Here is a 26954-nt window from a genome sequence, read left to right as displayed (position 1 = left end):
ACTGCGCGGCCGTTTTTTAACCGGAACCTGAAAGACATGAACAACGCATCTCCAGCCCGTGCCTTGGGTATCGACTTTGGCACGTCCAACTCCACTGTCGGCTGGCTGCGCCCCGGCGTGGAAACGCTGATCGCGCTGGAGGACGACAAGATCACCCTGCCGTCAGTGGTCTTCTTCAATATCGAAGAGCGCCGCCCGGTGTACGGCCGGCTGGCGCTGCACGAGTACCTGGAAGGCTACGAAGGCCGCCTGATGCGCTCGCTCAAGAGCCTGCTGGGTTCCAAGCTGATCAAGCACGACACCAGCGTCCTGGGCACGGCGATGCCGTTCAAGGACCTGCTCGGGCTGTTCATCGGCCAGCTCAAGAGCCGCGCCGAAGCGGCCGCCGGTCGGGAATTCGAAGAAGTGGTGCTGGGTCGTCCGGTGTTTTTTGTCGACGATGACCCGATGGCCGACAAGGAAGCCGAAGACACCCTGGTAGATGTGGCACGCAAGATCGGCTTCAAGGAAGTCTCGTTCCAGTACGAGCCGATTGCCGCAGCGTTCGACTACGAGTCGACCATCGAGAAAGAAGAGCTGGTACTGATCGTCGACATCGGCGGTGGTACATCCGACTTCTCGCTGGTGCGCCTGTCGCCGGAGCGTCGGGGTGTGGATAACCGCCACGAGGACATCCTCGCCACTGGCGGTGTGCACATCGGCGGAACCGATTTCGACAAACAGCTCAGCCTGCAAGGCCTGATGCCGCTGTTCGGCTACGGCAGCCGCATGAAGAGCGGCGCCTACATGCCGACCAGTCACCACATGAACCTGGCGACCTGGCACACCATCAACTCGGTGTACTCGCAGAAATCCCAGCTGGCCCTGGGCAGCATGCGCTACGACATTGAAGACACCGGCGGTATCGACCGCCTGTTCAAGCTGATCGAACAGCGCGCCGGGCACTGGCTGGCCATGGAAGTGGAAGAAACCAAGATCCAGCTGACCCACGCCGAGAGTCGCCACGTGCCGCTGGACCGCATCGAAGCCGGTTTGAGTGTGGAGCTGAGCCGGGCTCTGTTCGAGTCGGCCATCGATAACCTGCTTGAACGCGTGCGCAACAGCGTCACCCAACTGCTGGCAGACGCCGATGTGCGGGTCGATCAGGTCGATACGGTGTTCTTCACCGGTGGTTCGAGCGGGATTCCGGCGCTGCGCAACAGCGTTTCGGCGATGTTGCCGAAGGCGCGGCATGTGGAAGGGAATATTTTTGGCAGTATCGGTAGCGGTCTGGCGATCGAGGCTGCAAAACGCTACGGTTCCATGGACTGATCACAATCTCTGTGGCGAGGGAGCTTGCTCCCGTAGGACTGCGCAGCAGTCCCATTTTTGGGGCCGCTACGCGACCCAGCGGGAGCAAGCTCCCTCGCCACAATTTGATCAACAGCTAGATCCGAAGCAGATCAAACCATCCCCACCTGCTTCAACTCACTCTTCAGGTACGCATAGTAAATCGGCCCCGCCACCACCCCCGGCAGGCCGAACGCGGCCTCGAACACCAGCATCGCCAGCAGCAACTCCCACGACTTGGCACTGATCTGCCCGCCGACGATGCGCGCGTTGAGGAAATATTCGAGCTTGTGGATAACAATCAGGTAACCCAGCGCCGCCACAGCGACCCAGATCGACAACGACAAACCGACGATGGTAATCAGGGTGTTCGACATCAGGTTGCCGATCACTGGCAACAGGCCGAGCAGGAACGTCAGCACGATCAGGGTTTTGGTCAGCGGCAGCTTGATACCGAACATCGGCAGCACCACCGCCAGGAAAATCCCGGTGAAGACAGTGTTGAGCAGGGAAATCTTGATCTGGGCGAACACGATGTTGCGAAACGCCTGGACCAGCAGGCTCAGACGTTCGAACAGCGCCGCAGCCAGCGGTTTGCGCTTGGTCAGGTCCGGCACACGCTGCAAGGCAATGATCGCACCCAGCACCATGCCGATCAGCAAGGTCACGAACATGTGCGCCGCGTCCTTGCCCACCAGTTGCAAATCACTGAGGTGTTTACTGACCCACTCGCCAATCGCCACGCGGAACTCCGCGGCACTGGCCGGCAGGTAGGCGTCGATGAACGGTGGCAATTGCCCGCGTGCGCGGTCGACCACCCCCATGAACTTGTCGAGGGAAGCGCCGGGGTTTTCCGCCTCGTGCAGCAGGAAGCTGAAGGCACCGGCAAAGATCAGCGACAGCACGCTGACAATCAGAGTCCCCAGCAACGCCACCGCCAGCCAGCGCGCGCGCCGGCCTTCGATCAGCCGTTGCAGTTGCGGGGTGAGCATGTTGACCAGTTCGAACACCAGCAATCCGGCGAGCAGGCTGGGCAGCAACCGCAGTGGAATCACCAGCAGCAGTCCGCCAAAAATGATGACCCAGCTGATGATCAGCAAAACTTGACGCTGAGAAAACGTTGGCATACAGCCTCAAAAACGAACGGCGTAAAAAGGATTGGCAGTCTGCCAGCGATCCGGTGCGAGCACTAGGGATAGTGTGGGGCGACCTGTAGGAGCTGGCTTGCCAGCGATGGGCACACCACGGTGTACCTGATACTCCACGTCATCTTTATCGCCAGCAAGCCGGCTCCAACAGGGACAGGTTATTTCTTAAGGCACTCGCTCATGAACGCCTTGCGCTCGTCACCCTTGAGGGTTTTGGTGGCGGCGTCGGCGTTGCAGGTCTTCATCTTCTCTTGCTGTGGGGTCAAGGTCTTACCGGCATCGTTTGCCGCCGGGGTAGCCTTCAGGCAGGTGCTCATGAAGGCTTTGCGCTCGTCGCCCTTGAGGCTTTTGGCCGTAGCGTCGGCATTGCAGGTGGTCATCTTCTCTTGCTGGGCCGTGTTGGCGGCAAAGCCCTGGGAGCACAGCAGCAAACCGATCATCAACAAAGGGACACGCATCATCTTCATGGAGTTTTCTCCTGGTCGCCACACCGAGGGGCGCGGCCTTGTTCTGGAGTGTAGACAACCCCTGTTACACCTTCCTGTTCTCCAGATGGCTGCGGCGATACTGCTCCGGCGTACACCCGGCCTGGCGCTGGAACACGCCGAGCCGGTGCTGTAGCCCATGTCGAAGGCGATTTCCTGAATGCTGCGCGGGCTATCCAGCGCTTCGATCGCCGCCAGAAAACGCAGGCGCTGGCGCCACTCACCGAAACTCATGCCCAGTTCCCGCACGAACTGCCGCGCCAGGGTGCGCTCGCTGACATGGATGCGTGCAGCCCATTCCGACAGCGGCCGGTTATCCCCAGGCTCGGCCTGCAACGCTTCGAGAATCCCGAGCAATCCGGGGCCGCTGGCATAGGGCAGGTAGCACTCGTGCACCGGCGCCCGTTGCAACTGGTCCACCAATACCTGGGCCAGACGCTGATCGGCGGCCTGCTCGGGGATTTTCACGTCGCGGGCAGCGAAGTCCTTGAGGATTGCCTTGAGAATGTCGCTGATGGCCAGGGTGCAGGCTCGTGGCGGCAGGTCGGCGCAGACCTTGGGTGCCAGGCACACGGCGCGGTAGTTGACCGGTTGGTGGCTGTAGAAACTGTGCTCGATCTGCGGCGGCACCCATACCGCGTATTGCGGCGGCGACATGAAGCGGCTGCCCTCGACGTCCATGTGCAACACGCCGTGGGCGGCGTATTCCAGCGTCCCCCAGGGATGTCGATGGGGCGCAGCATATTCGTGGGCGTCGAAATCGGCGTAGCGGAAGTACACCGCCGACGGCAGTTCGCTGAAATCCAGCAGGTCGATGTGTTTACTGCTCATGCTGTCCGTCATCAGGGGCCGGTTGTCTGGATCGAAGTATAGGCTTTCATCCAGACAAGCGGATAATTGCCCTTCATTAACGTTCTGGTTTTTCCCGATGCAATACGCTTATCCCCTGCTGGCCATTTTTATCTGGGCCGGCAACACAGTGATCACCAAAATGTCGGCCGGGGCGATCTTCCCCGCCGAGATCGGTTTCTACCGCTGGCTGCTGGCCGGGTTGCTGTTCACGCCCTTCATGCTTAAACCGGTGCTCACCCATTGGCCGCTGATCCGCCCGAAACTGGGCAAGATCTTTGTCCTCGGTGTTCTCGGCATGGCGGTCTATCAAAGCCTGGCGTACTTCGCCGCGAGCCTGACCTCGGCCACCAACATGGGCATCATCCTGTCGCTGATGCCGCTGATGTCGCTCGCCATGGCGATCATCAGCCTCGGCCAGCGCCTGACCATGGGGGCCTTGGCCGGAGCAGTGCTGTCGTTCGCCGGTGTCCTGGTGGTGGTGTCGTCCGGCAGCCTTGGCGCATTGCTCAAACACGGGGTCAACCTGGGCGACGCGATGATGCTGATCGCCACCCTGGCCTACGCGGTCTACAGCACCCTGTTGAAAAAATGGCAGCTGAAACTGCCGCCGCTGGTGCTCCTGTATCTGCAGGTGCTGGTGGCCGTGGTGGTGCTGTTCCCGCTGTTCATCGCCTCACCGAAAGTCGGCCCGACCCTGCAGAATATTCCACTGGTGCTGTACGCCTGCCTGCTGGCTTCGATGGTCGCGCCGCTGGCGTGGATGCAGGCCGTGGTGCGTTTGGGACCGAGCCGGACCACGCAGTTTTTCAATTTGCTGCCGCTGATCACCGCACTGATTGCGGCGGTGGTGTTGCATGAACAACTGGCGCTGTATCACCTGGTGGGCGGGGTGTTGACCCTGGGTGGAGTGATTGTTTCCGAGCGCTGGACGACGGTGTTGGGGCGTAAGGTCAGTGTTGCCTGATCTGACGCCATCGCGAGCAAGCTCGCTCCCACAGGGGAATGCATTCAAAATGTGGGAGCGGGCTTGCTCGCGAAGAACGATAACGCGGTCTAGACGCCTGCCGCCTTCAACCGCGCCGCATGCTCGACAAACAACCGGATCGGCTCGGCCCCCTTGCCCACCAGCCCCAGCGACTGGTTGACGATATCGAAGTGATCCAGCGGGTATTCGTCACCAATCACCGTGCCCAGATGCGAGCTGTAGCGCCCGACCAAGCCGTCGCAATGCCCGGCTTCGCGGACGAAGGCTTTAGCGAACAGCCGACAGCTGCGGTTGGTGCCGTCCAGCAGATTGCGCCCACGATCGGTAATGCCCGGTTGCAAGGTGCCGGACCAGGAGTAATAGCGCACGCCGTTGACCTCCTCCGGTCCGTGACCGCCCCAGGTGTCGGGCAGCCCCTGTGGATAATGTTGGTTGAACAGCGCCACGCCAGCGCTGGTGAGGGAGTGATGGGACGCATGGATATCCACCGGCAGCTTCGGCCCGCGGTAACCGGTATCCAGCCACCCCATCAGCACCCCGACCATCCGCAGCAAAAAGCTCAGCAGACGGCCACGGACACTGTCATGGGGATAATGCTCGTGCAGGTAGTCGGCGAGCTCCGAGCCGTGATTCGGCCCCGCCACCGAGGTCACCGATGCCACCAGGTCCGGGCGTTTGGCCGCCGCATAACGGGCGGTCAGCGAACCCTGGCTATGGCCGATCAGGTTGACCTTGGCGGCCCCGGTTTCCTGCAGGATTTCGTCGATACGTGCCAGCAGTTGCTCGCCGCGCACTTCGTTTGAATTAAGCGGCGAGACCTGCACCGCGAACACCACCGCACCACCCCGGCGCAACGCCTCGACGATCCCGTACCAGTACGGATAAAGCACCAACCGGATGAACCCGAGCATTCCCGGGACCAACACCAGCGGGTAGCGCGGGGCAGAACCTTGCGACATGGGCGGACATCCTTGTGGTCAGGCGGTGACGCAAGGCGGGATGCAAGACATCCGCCAAGCATCACCAGCCAAGATGACAACTCAACGACAAGTCTAGGTCATCCGCCCTACTTCAATCCCGCTACGCCTGCCACGATCAGCCCGACCGAGACCAGCTTGATCATGGTCAGGCTTTCACCCAGCAGCGCGAAACCGAGAAACACCGTGCCCAGCGAACCGATGGCGGTCCAGATCGGGTACGCGATGCTCACCGGCAACTCGCGCATGGCCAGGGTCAGGAAGTAGATCCCGCCCACAGCGGCAACCACGGTGATCAGCGAAGGCCAGAGCCGGGTGAAGCCCTCGGCGTACTTCATGCCCATGGCGAAGGTGACTTCGAACCCGGCGGCGACCAGCAGAAACAGCCAGGCCACCTAGAACTCCCCGGCCAGCGCCAACAAGCGCTGCTCAGCCTCGGCGGCAGAGATTTCAAAGCTGCGCTCGGCGGACTCCTCGCCCTCGGCAGCCACCACGGTGACGTCCGTGATGCCGATGAATCCGAGCACCGTGCGCAGTAGCGTATCGGCATGGTTCATGGCTTCCAGCTCGCCGCCCGGGCCAAAACCGAAGCCGCCGCGACTGGTGACGATCAGGGCTTTTTTGCCCTGCACCAAGGGTTGGTACTGGGCCACGCCATTGTCCAGGGTGTGATCGAAGGTCACCCCGACCCGCACGATCTGATCGATCCAGGCCTTCAAACCGCTGGGTACACTGAAGTTGTGCATCGGCGTGGATATCAGCAACACATCGTGGCCAAGCAGCTCGCCGACCAGTTCGTCGCTGAGCGCCAGGTCAGCCTGCATCGACAGCGGCCGAGCGTCGGGCTCGGGGTAAAACGCAGCGGCCACGAATGCCTCGTTGACGGGCGGAATCAGCGCCCGACCGATTTCGCGTCGGGTCAACTGTGAGTGTGGATGGCGGGCCTGCCAGGCCGACAGAAACACTTCGGCCAAACGCCGGGAGTGCGAACGGTCACCACGTGGGCTGGCGTGAACAGCAAGAATTCTACTCATCTGTCTCTCCTCAGGGCTAAACTCAAACGGCTTGTGGCTTGCAGCTTGAAGCTCACCAGCGTCCTCGTTCAAATGAGCAGAAATCAGTCTGGATGAATCCATTTCATCCATGGAGTGTTCAATGTTTGCCTCGTTGCCGTTGACCGCCCTGCGGGCCTTCGAATCCGCCTCACGCCTGTTGAGCTTCAAGGCCGCCGCCGAAGAACTGTCTGTCACCCCGACGGCGGTGTCCCATCAGATCCGCTCCCTGGAGAGTTGGCTCGGCGTTCCGTTGTTCAAGCGTCTGCCACGCCAGGTGCGCCTGACCGAATGCGGCGAACGGCTGTTCCAGAGCCTGCACGGGGCTTTCCTTGAAGTGGCGCAAAGTGTCGATACCCTGCGCCCACAACGCAGCGGCGCCAACCTGACGGTCTCCACCACCGCTGCCTTCGCCGCCCTGTGGCTGGTGCCACGACTGGGACGCTTCTACGCTCGGCACCCGAACATCAACGTGCGCCTCGATACCCACTGCGAAGTCATCGATCTGCATCAGGACGCCAGTGTCGATATGGTGCTGCGCTACAGCCTCGATGATTACCCCAACCTGTACGGCCAGTGCCTGTTCGATGAGTCCTTCGGTGTCTACGGTTCGCCTGAACAAGTGGCCCTGGCGTCGAGTCGCACTCCCACGCTGATCAGCGTGCGCTGGCACAACTCCAAACTCTATGCCCACGGCTGGGAGGCCTGGTGCGCTCGCTCCGGCGAAACCTGGCTGAGCGGCCGGCCCGCCGTGCGTGAATACGACGAAGAGCACTACGCCCTGCAAGCGGCGATTGCCGGGCAAGGTCTGGTGTTGGCGAGCAATATCCTGGTGTCGGAAAGCGTGGCCAGTGGACTGTTGTTGCCATACCGGGGGGAAGTCCAGGTCGATGGCGCTGGCTACAGCGCACTGTGCGTGCCGGGGCGTGAGCGACATCCACCAGTTCGGGCTTTTTTTGCGTGGTTGCGTGAAGAGGCATTGTTGTCCGGGCATGTGTTGCGCTGATTCGGGACCAGGACAGTTCAAACGTCGGCAAGTCAAACAACAACTTAACCCCTCAAATCCTAACTAAAACCACAATAAAACAAAAACTTCAAACACAACTAAAAACCTATAGTTACAAACACCACCTATACTTCAAAAATAATTGACCTATTCTAACAACCACAGCCAACGAGCTGTTCAATCAAACAAGTAAAGGAATACTTTCATGCTACTTGAACAACGACTCGAATTTATTGACTCCCTGCCGTCCTTACCTATCCAGACGCTACGCCCCGCCCCTGTAATTTCCGGGTTCTCGAACAAGCCCGAACACGACATCGACAAACCAACCGCCAGTGTCATGCCGGACACCATCGATGCCTTCCTGCCGGGTGTTTCGCAGGAAATCATCGACGACGTCAACTTGTGCAAACTGGTCATGCAGAACACTGCCACCAAACGTTTCCCCGAAGATGCGCAACTCTTCGAATGGTACCGTTGCTATGTTGACGGCATGAGCAAACTCGGCTGGGTGATCCAAGACAAGAACATGCAAGAGACCACGATCAGGAAAGTCGGCCTGACGATGGATCAGGTTGCCTTTGAAGTGGCAGCAGAAGCGATTGGCAGTAATGCGGCTCAAGTGTTGGCCAACATTGCGAAAAAAGCACTTGAGGTGGTCCAAAACAATCCGGGCGCCATCACCATTTTTGAAACAAATAAAAAGCTTGGCGCACAGGCAAAATTCGATATCGCACCGGTATGGCTTGATAATAGCGGGCAACCCAACATGCTCCTTAACTGCATATCCCTGGATGCCCGGGAAAGCACGAAAGGTATCCTGTTCTGGAAATCGACCAAACAGTCAACCACCATTAAAACAGGCGCTGTGCGTGCCAATCTTGACATTAAAACGTTCTCCCAAATACGCGATGCCCTCTATAAAAAATATCAGGCAGAGCGGCTAAAATTCATCGAAAACCTCCCGGATTTTTCATAATTACTCGTGCATTTAAATCGTAGATGAGTCATCCGATTTAAATAAGTTACCGCACAAAATTCCGCGCAGGACAACCTATGAAAAAAGCACTGTTGGATATCTACATCGTCAACGGTAACATCACGATATTTTGCGGCTCGCACACTGACAGCTTTAAAAAAGATATTTTGGCGTCCAGCCTGTACTGCGAACTGGTAGCAGCAAAAGAAAGCCGCAACCGCGAAGTTTCCTGGTCAACTTACACAGCTACCGTTCAAAAAATTGGCTGGACTGTCAATAGCCGGGCGACCCAGCAACTCGCATTTGAAAACAGCAGTCTTTTGACTGTTATTGAACAAAGCACCGAGAGTGCCCTGCCACAAGATGAACGGCAAGCGCTCACCCACGCCTTTGCTCAACTGATAAAGCTCGAGCCTGATTCACCGGCGATCAGTACGATCGTCGAGAAACTTCAATCAAACGCTACCGTGAGCAAAGCCAACCCGGATACAGCGGTTTCAACGGCTGTATTGCTGACGATTATTCGCAACGATAAAACCGTGGTAACCCAGCAAGTGGCGTTCGAAGTGGCCAACGGACTTGCGATCGATATTCTCGACCAGCCTGTACTGAGCGCCAGTAACGACCGTCAGACCAACTGCTGGCAGTTGTGCACCTTACTGGATGGGAGCCAATACAATGAGGTAAGAGATGATGTCCTAAAGAAACTGGGGAACAAGATGGCAACGGAGTTACTGCATATTCCGGCGCCCCTCGGCTTGAATTGAAAGATCCAGCATCGCAAGACGTTCAAGCGTCCCGGAATTGGGGCGCTTGAACACTGCTCACTGGCGCCCTTCAGTTTTTGACTGTTTTGGGCGCCTTGCCCGCTTTCATCTGCTCCAGCAACGGCGCGCACTGATTTGGCTCGCCCCCACTCGGTGCCACCAGCGCCAGCAACCCTGCCGCCGGTGCGGCGATCACGCCCAGCGCCACCATCCCGGCTCCGCGCAACATCAACGGCACGGCCTTGACCCCGGCATCGGGCTTGATGAACTTGCCGCGCACATACAGCGGCGAGCGCAATGAAATCAGGCGCCAGCCCTTGGATTCCGGGGTGATGGTCAGGTCTAGTTGTTCGGTCGCCATGTTCGCCGTGCCATCGATATAAATAACGGCGTTCTCGGTGTCGAACACAAACAAGCGGGTACTCGCCAGGCCGGACTGGATGCCGAAGTCGGCGGCGGCGCAGTTGATCTTCACTTCCTTGTCGCCAAAGATCTTGCCAACCACGTAGTTGCCGACATTCAGGCCCGCCAGCTCCATCAATTCGCGACTGATGGCACCATCGTTGATCAGCATTTTCAGATTGCCATTGGCGCTGCCCAGCAGTTTGGCCACCGAATTGCCGCGCCCGCTGATATCACCGTCGCCGTTGAGTTCGCCGAAACTGGTTTTCATCGGTTCAAAGCCGGGGAACAACTGCTTGAGCTTGAAGCCTCGGGCCGTGAGTCTGGCATGGCCCTCCAGTGGATCGGTGTGGCCGTTCAGGCGAATCTGCGCATCCAGATTGCCGCCGGCCACGCCGAAACGCAGCGGCTCGAGGCTGAGCACGCCATCGGTGAGCACCAGATGGGTATAGAGGTCGTTGAACGGCAGTTTTTCGCTGTGCACGATGCGCTTGCCGGTGAACTCGACATCGGCGTCCATATCGCGCCAGCGATCGGTCTTGAACTCTTCGACCGGCAGCACTTTGTCCGCCGGTTGTTTGCTGTCACCGCCCCGGGCTTTCTGTTCGGCGTTGGAGTCGGCACCGATCAGCGGTGCCAGGTCAGCGAACAGCAATTGATTGGACAACAGCGAGCCGCTGAGTTTTGGCCTTGGCAGGCTGGCCACGTAGGTCAGATTGCCATGGATGTCGCTTTCGCCGATCTTGCCGTTGAATTCCTCATAGCGGAACACCGCACCACCCGCCTCGTGCAACTTGGCGATCAGATGGCCGTCGGTGGCATAGGGTGGCGTGTCCGGCAGGATCACACCGGTCAGCGGGTAGAGGTTGCCCAGGCTGGTGCCGGCCAGTTTCAGGCGCAGGTCCAGGGCACCGAGGTTCAGCGGATCGGTCAGGGTGCCGGCCAGTTCAACGCTGGAATCGGCAATCTTTACCTGTGCCTGAAGCGGAAACGGCCGTGCCGCGTCCTGCAACGCCAACAACCCGCCAATCTTGCCCTGGCCCGCGAGTTTCTGGCTGTGGTACTGGCCGTTGACCTTGAGGGCGAACGCATAATCCTGGGGTGACGAGCCCTTTTCCTGCGCGGCTTTCGCCGCTTTGTCGCCGACGATATCGCTGAACGGGATCGGTTTGCCCAATGGATCGATCAGCACGTCGAGTTGAGTCTTCAGGCTCTGATCGTCGAGGGTGACATGGCCCTTGTCGAAGCCGATCGCACCGATATCCACCACCCAGCTCGAAGGCTCGGCGTTCGGGTTCTTTGGGTCGAATTTGAAGGTCCAGTTGGCGCGCCCGTCAGCCAGGCGTTGCAGTTGGGCATTGGGCTCGGTGAGGTCGATACGCGGGATCACTACCCGCTGCGCCAGCAATGCCAGGGGAGAAATACGCAGTTCCACCCGCTTGAGGGTGACCATCTGCGGCTGTTTCGACCAGTCTGGATTGCCCAGGCTCAAGTCTTCGGCCACCACATGAGGCCACGGTACCCAGGCGCGCCAGCCGCTTTCATCGGACTCGGGTTGCCAGACCACCGACAGATTGCCGTTGATGGCGAAAGCGCGGTGCAGCTCTTCGGAAACTTTGGCGTTGAGCGGCGGTTTGATCCGGTTCCAGTCGAAGAACACGATGATCAGCACCAGCACCATCAACAAGGTAAGAAAAGTGGAAAGGGTCCAGACAAACGTTTTTTGAGTGCGCGTCATTGCACAGGGCTCCTGATACGACTGAGCGCCCCGACTGCGACGCACATGTGAAACGGTGAGCCGCAAGCGACCCGCCATGAAATCTACGACTGATAAAAAACCGGCAGGTTTAATCGATAGACCGATTTCGCCGAATCCGTCCAGTCCAATACTGACCAGCCAGTCGACCGGCGTTACCTGACCTGCACTTTTGCACGTCAAAGGTGGGTCGAAAATACCCACTTCGGTGCAAGACTGTTCGCCGGAAACGCCCGATCTAGAGCTTCCGCAGCAAACAATCAATTCCGTTGATTATTACCATTGCGTTTATGAACTTTCATATCGACTTATCGAGAGTAGCATTGCTCTCGTACCCACTTATTCGCACCCCCACGGAGCAAAACAATCATGAAACGCCAACTACTGCTTAGCCTTACACTCTCGATGCTGGCCAGCACTGCTTTTGCCCTGCCAGCGGCTGACCAGGCCACTCCACAAGTGAAACAGAACCACTCGGTGTTCAGCCAGACCGTCGCCGCCGATGGCTCCGACCGTACCCCACAAGGCCAGACCCTTGCCGAAGGTGGTAATGATCGCCTGAAAGAAAAAGGCCTGATCACTCAGGATGGCTCGGACCGCACCCCACAAGGCCAGACCCTCGCCGCAGATGGTTCGGATCGTACTCCACAAGGCCAAACCCTGGCTGCTGATGGCTCCGACCGTACTCCACAAGGCCAAACCCTGGCTGCTGATGGTTCCGACCGTACTCCACAAGGCCAGACCCTTGCCGCCGACGGTTCGGATCGCACTCCACAAGGTCAAACCCTCGCTGAAGGCGGTGGTGACCGTGTAATCGAACGCAACAGCGACCTGAGCTAAGCCTCATGGCAGCCTTGAAAAAAAGCCCAATCACCGGATTGGGCTTTTGACTTTTCAGCGGTCCACTTGATAGATGCCGCACTTCCCCGCTTGATCCCCCCCACAGTCGTTCGACGCCGGCAAAGCCGATTTGCTAGAGTGCGCCGCGTCCCAGTCCAGAAAACGCCCTTGCGATGCTGCCCCGCGCCGAACAGAAACAACAAACCCGTAACGCCCTGATGGACGCTGCCCGGCGCCTGATGGATGGCGGCCGAGGATTCGGCAGCCTGAGCCTGCGCGAAGTCGCGAAAACCGCCGGAATCGTACCGACCGGTTTCTACCGGCATTTTGCCGATATGGATGAATTGGGCCTGGTGCTGGTCAGCGAAGTCGGCCAGACATTTCGCGAAACCATTCGCCTGGTACGACACAACGAATTCGTGATGGGCGGCATCATCGATGCCTCGGTACGGATCTTTCTCGACGTGGTCAGCGCCAACCGTTCGCAGTTCCTGTTTCTCGCCCGTGAGCAATACGGCGGTTCGCTGCCGGTGCGCCAGGCCATCGGCCGTTTGCGTGAAGACATCAGCTCGGACCTGGCGGCGGATTTGTCACTGATGCCGAAACTGCAGCATCTGGACATCGCCGACCTGAGCGTCATGGCGGATCTGATCGTCAAGAGCGTGTTCGCCACCCTGCCAGACATCATCGATCCACCAGCCGAGGCCTTGCCCGAGCACCTGACGCCCCAGGCGAAAATCACCCAGCAACTGCGGTTTATCTTTATCGGCCTCAAGCATTGGCAAGGGCTTGGAAGTACTGAGTAACCTCCTGAGCAAGCCCGTTCCCACATTGAGCCTCATCGCTTCAACTTGGTGCGCGACTCAAAAACAACGCACCAACTTCAACCAGAAAACTCACGCCTTCGACACCCGCCCCACGCTTCCTTCAGCCATTTCCTACGCATCACCTCGATTGGCAAGCCCCTTGCTCTAGCCTGAGCATTGTCCATTGCTGGAAGCCTTCCGATGCTGGTGATTCATCGCAGAATCGACCCTCAACCCGTTTGGGCCGCCGAACTGCACCTGACGTTCGAAGCCCGGAGCAAAAGCCGTTTGCGCTGTTTCAGTGCCGAGGGCGAAGACGTCGGGTTGTTTTTGGAGCGCGGCCAGCCGCCATTGCATGATGGCGAATGCCTGCAAGCCGAAGACGGACGAATCGTGCGGGTCTGCGCCCGCCCCGAACAATTGCTGCACGTCACCTGCGCCAATGCCTTCGAACTGACCCGCGCGGCCTATCACCTGGGCAACCGCCATGTCGCCCTGCAAGTCGGCGACGGCTGGTTGCGCCTGCTCGACGATTACGTGCTCAAGGCCATGCTCGAACAACTCGGTGCCGTTGCCGTGAACATCGAGGCGCCGTTCCAGCCGGAACACGGCGCCTACGGCGGTGGCCATCATCACTCGCGCCACGGCGATGAAGACTTCAACTACGCGCCGAAACTGCACCAGTTCGGCGTACGCACATGAACCCGGCCTGGGCGCTGTTGCGCCTGGCCAGTCCGCAACTGCCGATTGGCGGCTACAGCTATTCCCAAGGGCTGGAAATGGCTGTGGATAACGGCCGCGTAAACGATCCCGACAGCGCCCGGCGCTGGATCAGCGATCAGTTGCTGCTGAATCTGGCACGCTTCGAAGCACCCTTGCTGCTCGCCCATTGCGTGGCCGCCAGCGAGGAAAACTGGGACGAATTGCTGCAGAGCAGTGAAGCACATCGCGCCAGTCGCGAAACCCGCGAGCTGCATCAGGAGAGCCGACAGATGGGCTACTCGTTGCAGCAATTGCTCAATGGCTTGCCGGAACTCGACGCGCCGGCCCGTGCCTTCCTCGAACAACGCAGCGAGCCACATCTGGCCCTGGGTTGGGCGTTGGCCGCGCGCGCCTGGCAGATCAGCCCGCAGGACGCCCTGGCCGCATGGCTCTGGAGCTGGCTGGAAAACCAGTTGGCAGTGCTGATGAAGACCCTGCCCCTGGGTCAGCAAGCCGCCCAGCGCCTGACCAGCGAACTGCTGCCGCTGCTTCAACAGGCTCAACAGAACGCCACTCAAATCGATCCCGATCATTACGGCAGCGCCGCTTTCGGCCTGTCCCTGGCGTGTATGGCCCACGAGCGCCAGTACAGCCGCCTGTTCCGTTCCTAGGGCCTTTTATTTTGGAGAATCACATGAACGCACAACCCCTGCGTGTCGGCATCGGCGGCCCGGTCGGCTCCGGCAAAACCGCCCTGACCCTGGCCCTGTGCCTGGCCCTGCGCGAGCGCTACAACCTGGCCGTCGTGACCAACGACATCTACACCCGCGAAGACGCCGACTTTCTGGTGCGCAACGAAGCCCTGGCACCGGAGCGCATCATCGGCGTGGAAACCGGTGGCTGCCCGCACACGGCCATCCGCGAAGACGCCTCGATCAACCTCGAAGCCGTGGATCAGCTCAACCGCCGCTTTCCGGGGCTGGACCTGATTCTCGTGGAGTCCGGGGGCGACAACCTCTCCGCGACCTTCAGCCCGGAACTGTCGGACCTGACGATCTACGTGATCGACGTTTCGGCCGGTGACAAGCTGCCGCGCAAGGGCGGGCCGGGAATCTGCAAATCCGACCTGCTGGTGATCAACAAGATCGACCTCGCGCCGCTGGTCGGTGCCTCGCTGGAGATGATGAACAGCGACACCCAGCGCATGCGCAATGGCAAGCCGTTCGTGTTCAGCAATCAGAAAACCGGCCTGGGTCTGGAAGAGATCATCGCCTTCATCGAACGCCAGGGTTTGCTGACCGCGGCCTGATCACGACTTATCAACAAGGAAGCTTATCCATGAAACTCAAACGCATTCTCGGCGCCCTGGCCTTGCTGCTGGCACCGGCCCTCGCCTTCGCCCATCCGGGGCATGGCGACAATGGTTTGATCGCCGGTATCAGCCATCCGCTTGACGGTCTCGATCACTTGCTGGCGATGCTGGCGGTCGGTCTTTGGGCTGCGCAACAACAAGGTGCTGCACGCTGGGCGCTGCCGAGCACCTTTGTCGGCACCATGTTGATCGGTGGGCTGTTGGGTTTTGAAGGATTGAGCCTGCCGGCACTGGAGAGCGGGATTGCTGCGTCGGTGCTCGCGTTGGGCCTGGCAGTGGCGTTGGCGGTGCGCCCACCGCTGAGCATGGCAGTTGGCGCGACTGCGTTGTTTGCGCTGTTCCATGGCGTGGCCCATGGTCTTGAGTTGCCGGACATGTCGAGTCCCTGGACCTATGCCGTAGGCTTTGTCGCGGCGACGGCGGTGTTGCACGCGGCCGGTTATGCGCTGGTGCGAATGTTGCCGCAGGCCGCAGCGCCTCTGGTGCGACTGGCGGGCGCGGTTTCGGCGGCGACCGGGGTGTGGTTGCTGGCGGGTTGATTCCTCAGTGCCTGACCTGACCTCTTCGCGGGCAAGCCCGCTCCCACAGGTTTTTGTGGTGTGGTTACGAACGCATGTACACCGCGAGTCCCTGTGGGAGCGGGCTTGCTCGCGAAGGCGGCCTGACAGACACCGCATCGCTCAGGCCGACCTCTCTGTTAACATGTCGCGCAATCGCCCCTGCCGTGACGACGCCAGCCAATGCCGCCTGTTTCCCGCTCCGCCTCTCAGCCTGAACTGACCGCCCTGTTCACCTCGGTGCAACAGCACTTCCTGAACGTCATCGTGCCACTCTGGCAAGGTCCGGGCTGGAACGCCGACATGGCGTTGCCCTACGAGGCGCTGGATGCCGAACACCGACCGCTGCCACCGCAACGCTACCGGGCCATGGCCTGTGCGCGGCAGTTGTATCTGTTTGCCAGCCTGATCGGTCAGGTGCCGGGCGCCGACGAGCGTGCCGCCGCGTTGTTCCGCTCCTTGCAGCGGCACTTCCACGATGCCGAGCACGGCGGATGGTTCTACAGCGTCGATGCACAAGGTGCGCCGCTGGATCAGCGCAAAGACCTCTACACCCATGCCTTCATCCTGTTCGCCTGCGCCCATTACTGGGACAAGGTCCGCGAGCCGCTGGTGGAGTCGGTGCTCAACGCCTCGCTGGAAGTGGTCGCGCAGCGTTTCGCCACGGACGACGGTCTGTACGAAGCCACGCTCGACCGCGACTGGGCATCGTTGGACAGCGGCCCTTTGCAAAACCCGCTGATGCACCTGGCCGAAGCCTTCCTCGCCACCCTGTCGGTGCGTGAAGACCTCGACGTGCAACAGGCGCTCGTCGAGTTATGCACAGCCATGCACGCGCGCTTCATCGATCCGCAGCATGGCGTGTTGATGGAAAAGCCGCTGGGGTCTGTGGATAACTGGTTTGAACCGGGGCATCAGTTCGAGTGGTATTTCCTGCTGGAATCCTCGGCGCTGTTGCGCAATTCGTCGCTGCATGCCGATCTGGAACGGGCCTTCGCCCTAACCGAGCAAGCGGGCGTCGATCAGCAGACTGGCGCCGTGCGGGCGATGCTCGACTTCGCAGCGGAGGGCGGCGTGCGGGATGCCACGCAGCGTATCTGGGCCCAGGCGGAGTACCTGCGCGCGTTGACGCTGCGTCGGGACAGCGAGACTGTCGTGCTGCGCCAATTGCAGGCGTTGCAGCAACGCTCGCTGCACGCAGGAGGCTGGTTTGAGTGCCGTGACGAGCACGGTGAAGTCAGCCGCCGCGACATGCCGTCGACCACGCCTTATCACCTGGCGACCTGTTATCGCGGGCTGGCGCAATATCTCGGCTGACTGGGTGGCGAGGTGAAATCCAATCACTCAGTCCACTTGCGATCCCCGGTAAAGCTGATGGTCAGCCATCGCGCTGCATCCGGCTTACCGAGCTTCGCGGAAATCTCCTCGCGCAAACTGTCCAGTTGCCCCACACCGTCCAGCCAGTAATCCTTCGGCAATACGATGTGAATCTCGATAAAACAAGCCCTGCCGTGTTTCTGCACGTAGGAAATGTAGTCGTCGAAACCATGCTCGACCTTCGCCACATCCATCACCTGGCGCACCTTGTCGTCCAGTTGATCCGGGACGATCCCCAATACATCGCGCAGTGCCGGTCCGAGGATTTTGAACGCCGGGGGCAGCATGCCCAAGGCCAGCAGGATCAGGATCATCGGGTCGACATACACCGCCCACTTGTCATAACCCTGAGTCTTGAGCAGCAGCGCGATCAGGAAACTCACCAGCAGTCCCGCCGACAGCATCGCGTCCACCAGCCAACTGATGTTGTCGAACTGGATCAGCGATGATTTGAGTGTGCGATTGCGATGGCGGACGTAGAAGAAGTAAATGAGCTCAACGACGGTGAACACCGCCGCGTAGAGGATCACCAGCCCGAGTTCGACCTCGCGGCCTCCATTGATGATGCCGAACACACCGTTGAGAAACGCATAAACGGCCACCAGAAATATGAAACAGCCTTCGATCACCAGCACCATGGGCTCCAGGTGCCAGGAACCGAACTGGAAGCGCTGATTGCTTTCCTTGGCGATCAGCCGGGCGGTGATCAGCATCAGGACCTTGATGAAGGCCGCGATCAACGAAAAGAAGCCATCGAACAGGATGGATTGGGCGCCCGAAACAAAACCGGTGATGATCCCGGCGAATGTCACGGCGAGCATCAGGAAGGTCGATTGTTTGAGCAGCGACTGCTCGCCTCGATTACTCACTTGATCTCCTCTAAAACCTCTAGACCGCCGGGTGTGGCGGGTTGCTTGAGGGAGGAGTCTAGCTGAAGCTTTGTGTCGCCTGAGCCGACCCCTTCGCGAGCAAGCCCGCTCCCACATTGGATCGCGGTCTAATGTGGGAGCGGGCTTGCTCGCGAAGAACGATGACTCGGTATTAAGCCTTACCACCACTGCGATCAATCGCAAACCCGGCCCAGGTCTGGCTGACCGGCATCAGCTCCAGGCTGTTGATGTTGATATGCGCCGGGGCATTGAGTACCCAGAAGATGGTCTCGGCGATGTCCTGCGGCTGAATCGGCTCGGCACCGGCGTAAGTGGCGTTGTAGCGCTCCTGGTCACCGGCAAAACGCACCAGCGAGAACTCGCTCTCGCACAGGCCCGGCTCGATGTTGCTGACCCGTACGCCCGTGCCTTGCAGGTCGCAGCGCAGGTTCACGGAGAACTGTTTGACGAACGCCTTGGTCGCACCATACACGTGGCTGCCCGGGTACGGGTAGTTGCCGGCGATGGACCCCAGGTTGACGATACCGGCGCCACGACCGTGGGCGATCAGGCGTGGCAACAGCAGACGGGTGCTGTACATCAGGCCTTTGACGTTGGTATCGACCATGGTGTCCCAGTCGTCCAGGTCGCACTTGGGCGCCGGGTCAACACCCAGGGCCAGCCCGGCGTTGTTGATCAACCCGCGCAGTTTGGCAAAGGATGGCGGCAGATTGGCAATCGCCTCCTCCATGGCCTTGCGATCGCGCACATCGAGCACCAGGCCATGGACTTCGGTCTGCTTCGACAGCTCGGCGCACAGTGCATTGAGGCGCTCTTCACGACGGCCAGTCAGCACCAGTTTCCAGCCGGCCTCGGCAAAACGACGGGCACAGGCTTCACCAAAACCGGAGGTCGCGCCGGTAATAAACAGGGTGTTGGACATCGTGTTCTCCTTGCTTCGGCTGATCGCCAGCCATTGGAATAGAAAATCAGCAGGCAGCATGCCCGGCCTTGTTCACAGCGGCAACCACCGTTCAAACTGTTCAAAAAACGCTCAATCCCGGCAAGCCCTTGACCAGCGTGGCCTACAGCCATGTACGCGCACGTTATCCACAGGCCGGTCCACAGTCTTTGGGGGCAAGTGGAAAAGCTGCAAGCCGCTATCCATAAGGCTTTGCGCGGGGTTTTGAAACTTTTTTGCTTGACCCTCAACCGCCTGCTGTGTAGCCCTTGGCCATTTTCATGACTGACGGGTCAAACCGGCGATGGCGTCAAGCCAGTAACCACGGCCTTCAGCCGAGTCTTTCCAGAGTTTAGTCACAGACTTATCCACAGGCTTGTCCACGCCGATTCCATGCATTTTCATCCCGAACAAAAAGGTTGACAAAGCGGCGTTCAAGCTGCGCAAAAACGCCTGATCAAAAAACAACCACACCTCTGCAGGCCACGGTTTAAAAGGCCTCCAGCCAGCTACTCCCACGTTATTCACAGCCGCTTCCACAGCAAACGGGGACAAGTCAAAACTGTGACAAAACAACTATTTGCAGCGGCTTTATGTCGCGCTTTGCGAGCTTGGGAATATTGTTTTCCACAATTTCCCGGGGGCATGCCAAAACCCTGTGGGAGCGGGCTTGCTCGCGAAAGCGGTGGATCTGTTCTGATGATGTTGAATTTGACGCCGTCTTCGCGGGCAAGCCCGCTCCCACAGGGATTAGTGGGATATTGGAGGTGTAAAAAAGCCCCGGCGATTGCGCGCCGGGGCTTGTGCATAACAAAGCAGACTCAGTGCCCGCCGAGATAGGCGTTACGCACATCCTCGTTAACCAACAGCTCCTTGCCGGTGCCGGTCATGCGGATTTCGCCGTTGACCATCACGTACGCCCGGTCCGACAACCGCAGGGCGTGGTTGGCGTTCTGTTCCACCAGGAAGATGGTCATGCCGGTCTTGGCCAGTTCCCGCAGGGTGGCGAAGATCTGCTTCACCACGATCGGCGCCAGGCCCAGGCTTGGCTCATCGAGCAGTAACAACTTCGGCCGGCTCATCAGGGCCCGGGCGATGGCGAGCATTTGCTGCTCGCCGCCGGACATGGTCATCGCCCGTTGGGTACGCCGCTCTTCGAGCCGCGGGAACAGCTCGAACATGCGCTGCATGTCCTCCTTGGCGTACTTGTCACCGATAGGGATGGTGCCCATCAGCAGGTTCTCCTCGACGGTCATGTCGGGGAACACCCGCCGCCCTTCCGGCGATTGCGCGATGCCGTTGGAGGCGATGTAGTGGGACGACTTGTGGGTAATGTCCACGCCCTGATAGAGGATCTGCCCGTCCGCCGCCCGTGGCTGACCGAAGATCGACATCAGCAGGGTCGACTTGCCGGCGCCGTTGGAGCCGATCAGGCTGACGGTTTCGCCTTCGTTGATGTGCAGCGAGACGCCTTTAAGGGCCTGGATCGGGCCGTAAAACACGTCCAGATCCTTGAGTTCGAGGATGGGTTTACTCATACCACCTCCTCTTCTTCGGCGCCCAGGTAGGCCGCAATCACCTTCGGATCGTTACGAATCGCATCGGGTCCACCCTCGGCGATGACGATGCCGTGGTCCAGCACCACGATGTGGTCGGAAATACTCATAACCATGCCCATGTCGTGTTCGATCAGCACCACGGTCAGATCATGCTCGTCGCGCAGCAGCCGGATCATCGCGCTCAGCGCTTCGGTTTCCTGAGGGTTGAGGCCGGCGGCCGGTTCGTCGAGGCAGATGATCTGCGGACGGGTGCACATGGCCCTGGCGATTTCCAGGCGGCGTTGCTGACCGTAGGAGAGCTCACCGGCCAGGCGGTTGGCGCAGTCCACCAGGTCCACCACTTCCAGCCAGTAGAACGCGTGGTCCAGCGCATCGCTTTCGGCCTTGCGATAGCCCTTGGTGTTGAGGATGCCGGCCAGCATGCTGCGGTTGACCCACATGTGCTGGGCCACCAGCAGGTTTTCCAGCACGGACATTTCCTTGAACAAACGAATGTTCTGGAAGGTCCGCGCCAGGCCTGCACGATTCACCAGGTGGGTGCCGCCGAATGCCTTGTAGAACAGCCGACTGGCGAAGGATTTCGGCGAAACGAAATCCGTTGGTTTGAACGGCTCGCCCAGCAACTTGATGACGTTGGTCTGTTGCCCACGGATGTTGAGTTCGATCTTGCCGCCGGAGGCTTTATAGAACCCGGTCAGGCAGTTGAACACCGTGGTTTTGCCGGCGCCGTTAGGACCGATCAGGGCGAAGATCGAGTTGCGGTGCACTTTCAGGCTGACATCGCTCAACGCCTTGATGCCGCCGAAGTGCATCATCAGCTTTTCTACACTGAGTACGACTTCGCTCATGGCGCTACTCCTTTACGCGGGGTCACACCGGTACGGCTGATCCGAATCAGGCCGCGCGGTCGCCAGATCATCATCAACACCATCAGGATGCCGAACAGCAGCACGCGGTACTCGGCAAAGCCACGCAGCAGCTCCGGGGCAACGGTCAGCACGAAGGCTGCAATTACGACGCCTATGGTCGAACCCATGCCACCCAGTACCACGATGGCGAGGATCAGTGCCGATTCGAAGAAGGTGAACGAGGTCGGATTGACGAAGCCCTGGTAGGTGGCGAAGAACACCCCGGCCAGACCGGCCGTCGAGGCGCCGATGGTGAACGCCGAGAGCTTGACCAGCACGTGGTTCAGGCCCATGGAGCGGCAGGCGATTTCGTCTTCGCGCAGGGCTTCCCAGGCGCGGCCGACCGGCATGCGGGTCAGGCGATGCTTGATGTGCAGCACGGCCAGGACCACCAGGAACAGCACGACGTAGATGAAGTAGTACTTCACGTCAGGGTTGTAGGCGATGCCGAAGAACTCATGGAACGGCACTCCACCCTCTTTCGCCCTTTTTCCGAACTCGATGCCGAAGAAGGTTGGCAACGGCGCTGCCATGCCATTCGGGCCGCCGGTCAGGGACAGCCAGTTATTGAGGATCAACCGAATGATTTCACCGAAGCCCAGGGTCACGATCGCCAGATAGTCGCCATGCAGGCGCAGCACCGGGAACCCGAGGATGCAACCGGCCAGACCGGCGGTGATCGCCGCCAGCGGCAACACCGTCCAGAAACCCAGCCCAAGGTATTGATAACCAAGCGCCAGGCCGTAGGCACCGATGGCGTAGAACGCCACGTAACCAAGGTCGAGCAGGCCGGCCAGGCCGACCACGATGTTCAGCCCCAGCCCCAGCAGCACGTAGATCAACCCGAGGATGACCACGCCCAGCAGGTAGGAGTTGGAGAAAAACGGCAGCACCACGGCGATAACGATCATCAGCGGGATGATCCAGCGCAACCGCGATTTGTAGTCCGGCGCCAGTACATGCACCCCGGAGCCTGTCGTTTCAAAGCCTTCGAGAATTCTCAGGCCCCTGGCTGTCTGCAGGAACATGCTCAGGGCAAAGCGGCCGGCCATGACGATCGCCACGATCCACGCCACCCGGGTGGTTTCCAGGTTGAAGCCATAGCCATCGAGAACGACGCCGACAATCGGCCCGAACACAATCAGGGCAATGAGGCCGGCAAGAATCGCGTCAACCAGACTTTTTTTGATATCAATGGTTTTTTTAGTGGTTGAAGACATCGCTTACACCTTCGACACAAGAGGACGGCCGAGCAGGCCTTGAGGCCGAAAGACCAGAACGAGGACCAGCAACGAGAAGCTGAAAACGTCTTTGTAGTCCGAGTTCACCAGACCGGAAAACAGCGACTCGGAAATCCCGAGGATGATCCCGCCGAGCATCGCGCCGGGCAGTGAGCCAATCCCGCCGAGCACCGCGGCGGTGAACGCCTTGATCCCGATGATGAAGCCGGCATAGAAGTCGAATGTGCCGTAGTTCATGGTGATCAGCACGCCGGCCAGGGCCGCCATCGCTGCACCGATGATGAACACGTAGGAAATCACCCGATCGGTGTTGATCCCCAGGATCGAAGCCATCTTGCGGTCTTGCTGGGTTGCACGGCACATGCGACCGAGCTTGGTGTACTTGATGATGTAGGTCAGCGCGGCCATCCCGACGAACGCTGCGACCAGAATGAAGACCTTGGTGTAAGTCAACTGAACGAAACCGGTACCGATATCAACGCGCCAGGCTCCCGTGAGCAGAGTCGGAACGCCTTGTTGCTTCGCGCCCTGGGAGATCTGTGCGTAGTTTTGCAGGATCAGGGAGATACCGATCGCACTGATCAGCGGTGCGAGTCGGGTGGAGTTACGCAGGGGTTTGTAGGCGACACGCTCGATGACCCAGCCATACACCGCCGTGACGACGATGGTGAAGATCAGTGTGCCAAGCATCAGCAGCGGGAAGGATTCGATACCGAAGTAAGCCAGCAGAGCCAGACTGATTGCCGCGAGGTAAGCGGAAATCATGTAAACCTCGCCGTGGGCGAAGTTGATCATGCCGATGATGCCATAGACCATTGTGTAGCCGATGGCGATCAGGCCATAGACCGACCCGAGGGTCAGGCCGTTGACCAGTTGCTGCAGGAAAATACCATCCATAACGCAATCTCACGCAATGAGAACCTGCACATGTGGCTGTGCGGTTCCTCTAAGGAAAATACAGATATACGTCGGAGCAATGTCGGCCACGATCAGCCGACACACCACCGCCCCCTGTAGGAGCGAGCCTGCTCGCGATTGCGGTTTAACATTCAACGAATATGTTGCCTGTCAGTCCGTCATCGCGAGCAGGCTCGTTCCCACAGGTGACCCGTGGGGTTCACCCAATTGAGTCAGCCCTTACTTCTGTTTTTCCAGCTGGTGGTATTTGCCATCCTTGTCCCACTGGTAAACCACGTAGTCGGAGATTTTCAGGTCGCCCTTGCTGTCCCAGGTCTTCTCGCCCATGACGGTCTTGACCGGGTTCTTCTTCAGCCATGCAGCCGCTTCTTCGCCCTTGTTGGACTTGGCACCGTTGAAGGCTGCAGCCAGGGTCTGGACCGAAGCGTAGGCGTACAGGGTGTAGCCTTCAGGCTCGGTACCGGCCTTGCGGAAGGCATCTACAACGGTCTTGCTGTCTGGCAGCATGCGTGGGTCGGCACCGAAGGTCATCAGCACGCCGTCAACGAATTGCGGACCGCCAGCGGTGGTCACCAGTTCGTCGGTCACGATGCCGTCGTCGGACATGAACTTGACGTCTTTCAGACCTTGTTCACGCAGTTGACGCACCAGAGGACCGGCTTCCGGGTGCAGGCCACCGAAGTAGACGACATCAGCGCCGGCGCCGCGGATCTTGGTCACGATGGTGCTGAAGTCTTTCTCGCCACGGGTCAGGCCTTCATACAACACAGGCGTTACACCGCGCTTGACCAGCTGAGCCTTGGTGGCATCCGCCAGGCCCTGGCCGTAGGTGTCCTTGTCGTGCAGCACGACAACTTTCTTTCCCTTGAGCACGTCGACGATGTAGTCGCCGGCCACGATGCCTTGCTGGTCGTCACGCCCGCACATACGGAACATGGCGCTCAGGCCACGCTCGGTAACGGCCGGGTTGGTGGAGCCTGGAGTGATGGCGATGATGCCCGCTTCGTCGTAGATCTCGGAGGCCGGGATGGTCGACGAGGAGCAGAAGTGACCGACCACGCCGGCGACTTTCTGGTTGGTCAGGTCTTTGGCGACCGTCACAGCCTGTTTCGGTTCACAGGCGTCATCGCCCTTGACCAGTACGATTTTTTCCCCGTTGACCCCGCCCGCCGCGTTGACCGCATCGGCCGCCGCTTGTGCACCCTTCATGTACTGTTCGCCAAATGCCGCGTTGGCGCCAGTCATTGGTCCCGCTACGCCGATCTTGATGTCAGCCTGAGCAAACGCAGAAACACCCAGCGCAGTTGCCACTGCGAGGGCCAGAAAACCTTTCTTGTAAAACGTCTGGGACATGAGGTGGTGCTCCATGGTTTTTTTAATTGGCACTGCGACTTCACTGAATGCTCAGAGCAAGGGCCGTGCCATCGGTTTTTTATTCTTAAAAAAGTCGCTGCTTTCTTGTTATTTCGACTGTTTCGGACCCATTTTCATTGGGCGTGCAACCGTCTAAACCGCGGAAGGTAAAACCATTATTTTTTTGAGGCGCAACCCTACTGCGCCATCATTGCAACCGCGGCTTTAAACGAAGTGCAACCAGCCTGTAACAACGTGCGTCACCGAAGTGCACACTGCTGGTGCGAGACTGCTACAACCCGCACCACTACAGGCTAGCTGCAGATCGAAAAAGCGCCGCTTCCCACTGCAAAAATCAGCCTTCAGATCACGATCCGCAGGCACTGGCCTGCGTGATACAGCGAGAATCCCGCCTCATACAGACAGCTGCGCAACCCCACCCCGGCCAATGGCTGCATGGGCGCGAAAGGAATCGGTAGCGCTTGAGGATTTCCGTTACACAGGTAATCGGCAAAGGCTTTGCCGACCACCGTTCCCGTGGTCACGCCCCGGCCGTTGTAACCGGTGACTGCCACTAAACCGGGCGCAGGTTCGAACAGACGCATCAAATGATCGGGGGTAAACGCGATGCAACCGGTCCAGGTGCACTCCCATTCCACCGGTTTCAAGTAAGGGAAGTAATGTTGCTGCACCCGGTCGGCCCAGGCTTTGAGAAACCAGGCCGGTTTCTGATTGCCATTACCCAGGCTGCCAAGCAGCAGGCGACCGTCTTTGTCGCGACGGATACTGCTGAGCACCTGTCGGGTGTCCCACGACCCTTGGCCACCGGGCAGAATTTGCCGGGCGGCCTCTTCGGTCAGCGGAGCCGAAGCCACCTGATAGTAATAACCGGGGAAAAAATTGCGCCGCAGTTCCGTCCAGTCGCCTTCGGTGTAGGCATTGGAGGCAATCACCACTTTCTCGGCCATGACCGAGCCCTGGGCGGTTTGCACCGACCAGCGCTGGCCCTGACGCTCGAGTCGGGTGACCGGGGAATGATCGAATAACTGACCGCCCAGGCCGATGGCCGCTTTGGCCAGCCCCGTGGTGTAGGCCATCGGGTTGAGCGTGCCGGCGCGGCGATCGAGCAATGCAGCGGCGATCTTTTTCGTGCCAGTGGCTTGTTCGCAGGCCTGACCGGTGAGCAATTCCACCGGCGCACCGCGACGTTTCCATTGTTCTTCACGACTGCGCAAGTCGGCTTCGCCACGGGCGTTGTGCGCCATGTGCAGCGTGCCTTCGCGGCGCAACTGGCAATCGATGTTGTACTTGTCCACAAGGCTGAACACCAGGGATGGCGCCGCCCCCAGCATGCGGTTGAGCTGGCTGCCGACCTCCTTGCCGAACCCGGCTTCGATCTCGTCCGGGGGAATCCACATCCCGGCATTGACCAGCCCGACGTTGCGCCCCGAACCACCATGGCCGGCGCGGTGAGCCTCCAGCACACAAACGGTCTTGCCCTGCTCCAGCAGATGCACCGCCGCCGACAAACCGGTAAACCCGGCGCCGATGACGCAGACATCCACCGAGACCTCACCCTTGAGGGCCGAATTGTCCGGCCTTTGCGGCGTCAGTTTTTCCCACAGACACTCTTCGCGTAACGGCATTGCCAGACTCCAACAGAAACCTAACCCACCTCGTTGTCGCCGCCAAAAGATCGCAGCCTGCGGCAGCTCCTACAAAATCGCAGCCAGTCACAGTCCCGTAGGAGCTG

27 protein-coding genes and 1 pseudogene are annotated in these 26954 nt (G+C 59.6%); 12 read left to right on the top strand and 16 right to left on the bottom strand.

What is annotated here, in order from left to right; translation table 11 throughout:
• Positions 1-36 precede the first annotated feature (36 nt).
• Positions 37-1311, top strand: coding sequence for an Hsp70 family protein (locus AC3IP0_RS02750; RefSeq protein WP_489318156.1), 1275 nt, complete (start codon positions 37-39; stop codon positions 1309-1311).
• 131 nt (positions 1312-1442) lie between these two features.
• Here the strand turns inward: AC3IP0_RS02750 and AC3IP0_RS02745 are convergent, their stop codons facing one another.
• The 3 genes and pseudogenes from AC3IP0_RS02745 to AC3IP0_RS02735 all read right to left on the bottom strand — a co-directional run bounded on the left by AC3IP0_RS02745 (position 1443) and on the right by AC3IP0_RS02735 (position 3793).
• Positions 1443-2456, bottom strand: coding sequence for an AI-2E family transporter (locus AC3IP0_RS02745; RefSeq protein ID WP_489318155.1), 1014 nt, complete (start codon positions 2454-2456; stop codon positions 1443-1445).
• Between the two features lie 179 nt (positions 2457-2635).
• Positions 2636-2944 (bottom strand): PsiF family protein, encoded by a 309-nt coding sequence (locus AC3IP0_RS02740; protein ID WP_489318154.1) that lies wholly within the window; start codon positions 2942-2944, stop codon positions 2636-2638.
• Between the two features lie 64 nt (positions 2945-3008).
• A pseudogene (locus AC3IP0_RS02735) lies at positions 3009-3793 on the bottom strand (AraC family transcriptional regulator).
• Positions 3794-3890: 97 nt separating this feature from the next.
• Between AC3IP0_RS02735 and AC3IP0_RS02730 the strand changes: the two are divergent.
• Positions 3891-4778 carry a DMT family transporter gene (locus AC3IP0_RS02730; protein ID WP_489318152.1) on the top strand — a complete coding sequence of 296 codons (888 nt, stop codon included), beginning with the start codon at positions 3891-3893 and terminating at the stop codon, positions 4776-4778.
• Between the two features lie 89 nt (positions 4779-4867).
• Here AC3IP0_RS02730 and AC3IP0_RS02725 read toward each other — a convergent pair whose 3' ends face one another.
• The 3 genes from AC3IP0_RS02725 to AC3IP0_RS02715 form a co-directional block, all read right to left on the bottom strand.
• The gene (locus AC3IP0_RS02725; RefSeq protein ID WP_489318151.1) at positions 4868-5758 is read right to left on the bottom strand and encodes a lipase family alpha/beta hydrolase; all 891 of its coding nucleotides are present in this window, start codon (positions 5756-5758) and stop codon (positions 4868-4870) included.
• Between the two features lie 107 nt (positions 5759-5865).
• Positions 5866-6171 carry a DMT family transporter gene (locus tag AC3IP0_RS02720; RefSeq protein ID WP_489318150.1) on the bottom strand — a complete coding sequence of 102 codons (306 nt, stop codon included), beginning with the start codon at positions 6169-6171 and terminating at the stop codon, positions 5866-5868.
• Entirely contained in the window at positions 6172-6810 is a 639-nt protein-coding gene (locus tag AC3IP0_RS02715; protein ID WP_489326606.1) for an FMN-dependent NADH-azoreductase, read from the bottom strand. It abuts the gene before it with no gap.
• Between the two features lie 109 nt (positions 6811-6919).
• On the opposite strand from AC3IP0_RS02715, the gene AC3IP0_RS02710 reads away from it, so the two are divergent.
• From AC3IP0_RS02710 to AC3IP0_RS02700, 3 genes are all read left to right on the top strand, one after another.
• A complete protein-coding gene (locus AC3IP0_RS02710; RefSeq protein WP_489318148.1) occupies positions 6920-7834 on the top strand; it encodes a LysR substrate-binding domain-containing protein in 915 nt (304 codons plus the stop codon).
• 205 nt (positions 7835-8039) lie between these two features.
• Positions 8040-8813: a hypothetical protein gene (locus AC3IP0_RS02705; protein WP_489318147.1), complete on the top strand. Its 774-nt coding sequence runs from the start codon at positions 8040-8042 to the stop codon at positions 8811-8813.
• A gap of 77 nt (positions 8814-8890) precedes the next feature.
• Complete coding sequence (locus tag AC3IP0_RS02700) at positions 8891-9580, top strand: hypothetical protein (protein ID WP_489318146.1); 690 nt, start codon at positions 8891-8893, stop codon at positions 9578-9580.
• A gap of 70 nt (positions 9581-9650) precedes the next feature.
• Here the strand turns inward: AC3IP0_RS02700 and AC3IP0_RS02695 are convergent, their stop codons facing one another.
• Positions 9651-11720 carry an AsmA family protein gene (locus AC3IP0_RS02695; protein WP_489318145.1) on the bottom strand — a complete coding sequence of 690 codons (2070 nt, stop codon included), beginning with the start codon at positions 11718-11720 and terminating at the stop codon, positions 9651-9653.
• A gap of 387 nt (positions 11721-12107) precedes the next feature.
• Here AC3IP0_RS02695 and AC3IP0_RS02690 point away from each other — a divergent pair, with 387 nt between their 5' ends.
• The 7 genes from AC3IP0_RS02690 (at position 12108) to AC3IP0_RS02660 (ending at position 17332) form a co-directional block, all read left to right on the top strand.
• The gene (locus AC3IP0_RS02690) at positions 12108-12578 is read left to right on the top strand and encodes a hypothetical protein (RefSeq protein ID WP_150727852.1); all 471 of its coding nucleotides are present in this window, start codon (positions 12108-12110) and stop codon (positions 12576-12578) included.
• A gap of 173 nt (positions 12579-12751) precedes the next feature.
• Positions 12752-13384 (top strand): TetR family transcriptional regulator, encoded by a 633-nt coding sequence (locus tag AC3IP0_RS02685; RefSeq protein ID WP_046039880.1) that lies wholly within the window; start codon positions 12752-12754, stop codon positions 13382-13384.
• Positions 13385-13585: 201 nt separating this feature from the next.
• On the top strand, positions 13586-14086 hold the full coding sequence (gene ureE, locus AC3IP0_RS02680) for an urease accessory protein UreE (protein WP_150673196.1): 501 nt from the start codon (positions 13586-13588) through the stop codon (positions 14084-14086).
• Complete coding sequence (locus AC3IP0_RS02675; RefSeq protein ID WP_489318144.1) at positions 14083-14757, top strand: urease accessory protein UreF; 675 nt, start codon at positions 14083-14085, stop codon at positions 14755-14757. Before ureE ends, AC3IP0_RS02675 begins: the two co-directional genes overlap by 4 nt.
• A 23-nt stretch (positions 14758-14780) precedes the next feature.
• Complete coding sequence (ureG, locus tag AC3IP0_RS02670) at positions 14781-15395, top strand: urease accessory protein UreG (RefSeq protein ID WP_090452850.1); 615 nt, start codon at positions 14781-14783, stop codon at positions 15393-15395.
• Between the two features lie 29 nt (positions 15396-15424).
• Positions 15425-15997, top strand: a complete 573-nt coding sequence (locus AC3IP0_RS02665) for a HupE/UreJ family protein (protein WP_489318143.1) — start codon at positions 15425-15427, stop codon at positions 15995-15997.
• Positions 15998-16198: 201 nt separating this feature from the next.
• On the top strand, positions 16199-17332 hold the full coding sequence (locus AC3IP0_RS02660; protein ID WP_489318142.1) for an AGE family epimerase/isomerase: 1134 nt from the start codon (positions 16199-16201) through the stop codon (positions 17330-17332).
• A gap of 23 nt (positions 17333-17355) precedes the next feature.
• On the opposite strand, the gene AC3IP0_RS02655 is transcribed toward AC3IP0_RS02660, so the two are convergent.
• The 9 genes from AC3IP0_RS02655 to amaA form a co-directional block, all read right to left on the bottom strand.
• Complete coding sequence (locus AC3IP0_RS02655; protein ID WP_489318141.1) at positions 17356-18261, bottom strand: cation diffusion facilitator family transporter; 906 nt, start codon at positions 18259-18261, stop codon at positions 17356-17358.
• 172 nt (positions 18262-18433) lie between these two features.
• A complete protein-coding gene (locus AC3IP0_RS02650) occupies positions 18434-19204 on the bottom strand; it encodes an SDR family oxidoreductase (protein WP_150813602.1) in 771 nt (256 codons plus the stop codon).
• Between the two features lie 297 nt (positions 19205-19501).
• Complete coding sequence (locus AC3IP0_RS02645) at positions 19502-19750, bottom strand: hypothetical protein (protein ID WP_489318140.1); 249 nt, start codon at positions 19748-19750, stop codon at positions 19502-19504.
• A 293-nt stretch (positions 19751-20043) separates the two neighbouring features.
• Positions 20044-20760, bottom strand: coding sequence for an ABC transporter ATP-binding protein (locus AC3IP0_RS02640; protein ID WP_007979701.1), 717 nt, complete (start codon positions 20758-20760; stop codon positions 20044-20046).
• A complete protein-coding gene (locus AC3IP0_RS02635) occupies positions 20757-21629 on the bottom strand; it encodes an ABC transporter ATP-binding protein (protein ID WP_489318139.1) in 873 nt (290 codons plus the stop codon). Before AC3IP0_RS02635 ends, AC3IP0_RS02640 begins: the two co-directional genes overlap by 4 nt.
• The gene (gene livM, locus AC3IP0_RS02630) at positions 21626-22909 is read right to left on the bottom strand and encodes a high-affinity branched-chain amino acid ABC transporter permease LivM (protein WP_489318138.1); all 1284 of its coding nucleotides are present in this window, start codon (positions 22907-22909) and stop codon (positions 21626-21628) included. The genes AC3IP0_RS02635 and livM overlap by 4 nt, the downstream gene beginning before the upstream one ends.
• Before the next feature lie 3 nt (positions 22910-22912).
• Positions 22913-23827: an ABC transporter permease subunit gene (locus tag AC3IP0_RS02625; RefSeq protein WP_489318137.1), complete on the bottom strand. Its 915-nt coding sequence runs from the start codon at positions 23825-23827 to the stop codon at positions 22913-22915.
• A 240-nt stretch (positions 23828-24067) separates the two neighbouring features.
• Complete coding sequence (locus tag AC3IP0_RS02620; protein ID WP_053153757.1) at positions 24068-25201, bottom strand: ABC transporter substrate-binding protein; 1134 nt, start codon at positions 25199-25201, stop codon at positions 24068-24070.
• Positions 25202-25563: 362 nt separating this feature from the next.
• The gene (amaA, locus tag AC3IP0_RS02615) at positions 25564-26847 is read right to left on the bottom strand and encodes an L-pipecolate oxidase (protein WP_489318136.1); all 1284 of its coding nucleotides are present in this window, start codon (positions 26845-26847) and stop codon (positions 25564-25566) included.
• Positions 26848-26954 lie beyond the last annotated feature (107 nt).

The organism is Pseudomonas sp. GL_103 (assembly GCF_057835175.1).
Note: the sequence above shows the minus strand (reverse complement) of the source record. Positions and strands in the feature narration are given on the sequence as shown.

Excerpts from the sequence above, each read along its gene's own strand:
- AC3IP0_RS02745 (WP_489318155.1), bottom strand. The coding sequence starts at position 2,456 with ATGCCAACGTTTTCTCAGCGTCAAGTTTTGCTGATCATCAGCTGGGTC.
- AC3IP0_RS02675 (WP_489318144.1), top strand. The coding sequence starts at position 14,083 with ATGAACCCGGCCTGGGCGCTGTTGCGCCTGGCCAGTCCGCAACTGCCG.
- AC3IP0_RS02695 (WP_489318145.1), bottom strand. The coding sequence starts at position 11,720 with ATGACGCGCACTCAAAAAACGTTTGTCTGGACCCTTTCCACTTTTCTT.
- AC3IP0_RS02700 (WP_489318146.1), top strand. The coding sequence starts at position 8,891 with ATGAAAAAAGCACTGTTGGATATCTACATCGTCAACGGTAACATCACG.
- AC3IP0_RS02620 (WP_053153757.1), bottom strand. The coding sequence starts at position 25,201 with ATGTCCCAGACGTTTTACAAGAAAGGTTTTCTGGCCCTCGCAGTGGCA.
- ureE (WP_150673196.1), top strand. The coding sequence starts at position 13,586 with ATGCTGGTGATTCATCGCAGAATCGACCCTCAACCCGTTTGGGCCGCC.
- AC3IP0_RS02705 (WP_489318147.1), top strand. The coding sequence starts at position 8,040 with ATGCTACTTGAACAACGACTCGAATTTATTGACTCCCTGCCGTCCTTA.
- amaA (WP_489318136.1), bottom strand. The coding sequence starts at position 26,847 with ATGCCGTTACGCGAAGAGTGTCTGTGGGAAAAACTGACGCCGCAAAGG.
- AC3IP0_RS02640 (WP_007979701.1), bottom strand. The coding sequence starts at position 20,760 with ATGAGTAAACCCATCCTCGAACTCAAGGATCTGGACGTGTTTTACGGC.
- AC3IP0_RS02650 (WP_150813602.1), bottom strand. The coding sequence starts at position 19,204 with ATGTCCAACACCCTGTTTATTACCGGCGCGACCTCCGGTTTTGGTGAA.
- livM (WP_489318138.1), bottom strand. The coding sequence starts at position 22,909 with ATGTCTTCAACCACTAAAAAAACCATTGATATCAAAAAAAGTCTGGTT.
- AC3IP0_RS02725 (WP_489318151.1), bottom strand. The coding sequence starts at position 5,758 with ATGTCGCAAGGTTCTGCCCCGCGCTACCCGCTGGTGTTGGTCCCGGGA.
- AC3IP0_RS02665 (WP_489318143.1), top strand. The coding sequence starts at position 15,425 with ATGAAACTCAAACGCATTCTCGGCGCCCTGGCCTTGCTGCTGGCACCG.
- AC3IP0_RS02740 (WP_489318154.1), bottom strand. The coding sequence starts at position 2,944 with ATGAAGATGATGCGTGTCCCTTTGTTGATGATCGGTTTGCTGCTGTGC.
- AC3IP0_RS02635 (WP_489318139.1), bottom strand. The coding sequence starts at position 21,629 with ATGAGCGAAGTCGTACTCAGTGTAGAAAAGCTGATGATGCACTTCGGC.
- AC3IP0_RS02710 (WP_489318148.1), top strand. The coding sequence starts at position 6,920 with ATGGAGTGTTCAATGTTTGCCTCGTTGCCGTTGACCGCCCTGCGGGCC.
- AC3IP0_RS02685 (WP_046039880.1), top strand. The coding sequence starts at position 12,752 with ATGCTGCCCCGCGCCGAACAGAAACAACAAACCCGTAACGCCCTGATG.
- AC3IP0_RS02660 (WP_489318142.1), top strand. The coding sequence starts at position 16,199 with ATGCCGCCTGTTTCCCGCTCCGCCTCTCAGCCTGAACTGACCGCCCTG.
- AC3IP0_RS02715 (WP_489326606.1), bottom strand. The coding sequence starts at position 6,810 with ATGAGTAGAATTCTTGCTGTTCACGCCAGCCCACGTGGTGACCGTTCG.
- AC3IP0_RS02730 (WP_489318152.1), top strand. The coding sequence starts at position 3,891 with ATGCAATACGCTTATCCCCTGCTGGCCATTTTTATCTGGGCCGGCAAC.
- ureG (WP_090452850.1), top strand. The coding sequence starts at position 14,781 with ATGAACGCACAACCCCTGCGTGTCGGCATCGGCGGCCCGGTCGGCTCC.
- AC3IP0_RS02690 (WP_150727852.1), top strand. The coding sequence starts at position 12,108 with ATGAAACGCCAACTACTGCTTAGCCTTACACTCTCGATGCTGGCCAGC.
- AC3IP0_RS02750 (WP_489318156.1), top strand. The coding sequence starts at position 37 with ATGAACAACGCATCTCCAGCCCGTGCCTTGGGTATCGACTTTGGCACG.
- AC3IP0_RS02625 (WP_489318137.1), bottom strand. The coding sequence starts at position 23,827 with ATGGATGGTATTTTCCTGCAGCAACTGGTCAACGGCCTGACCCTCGGG.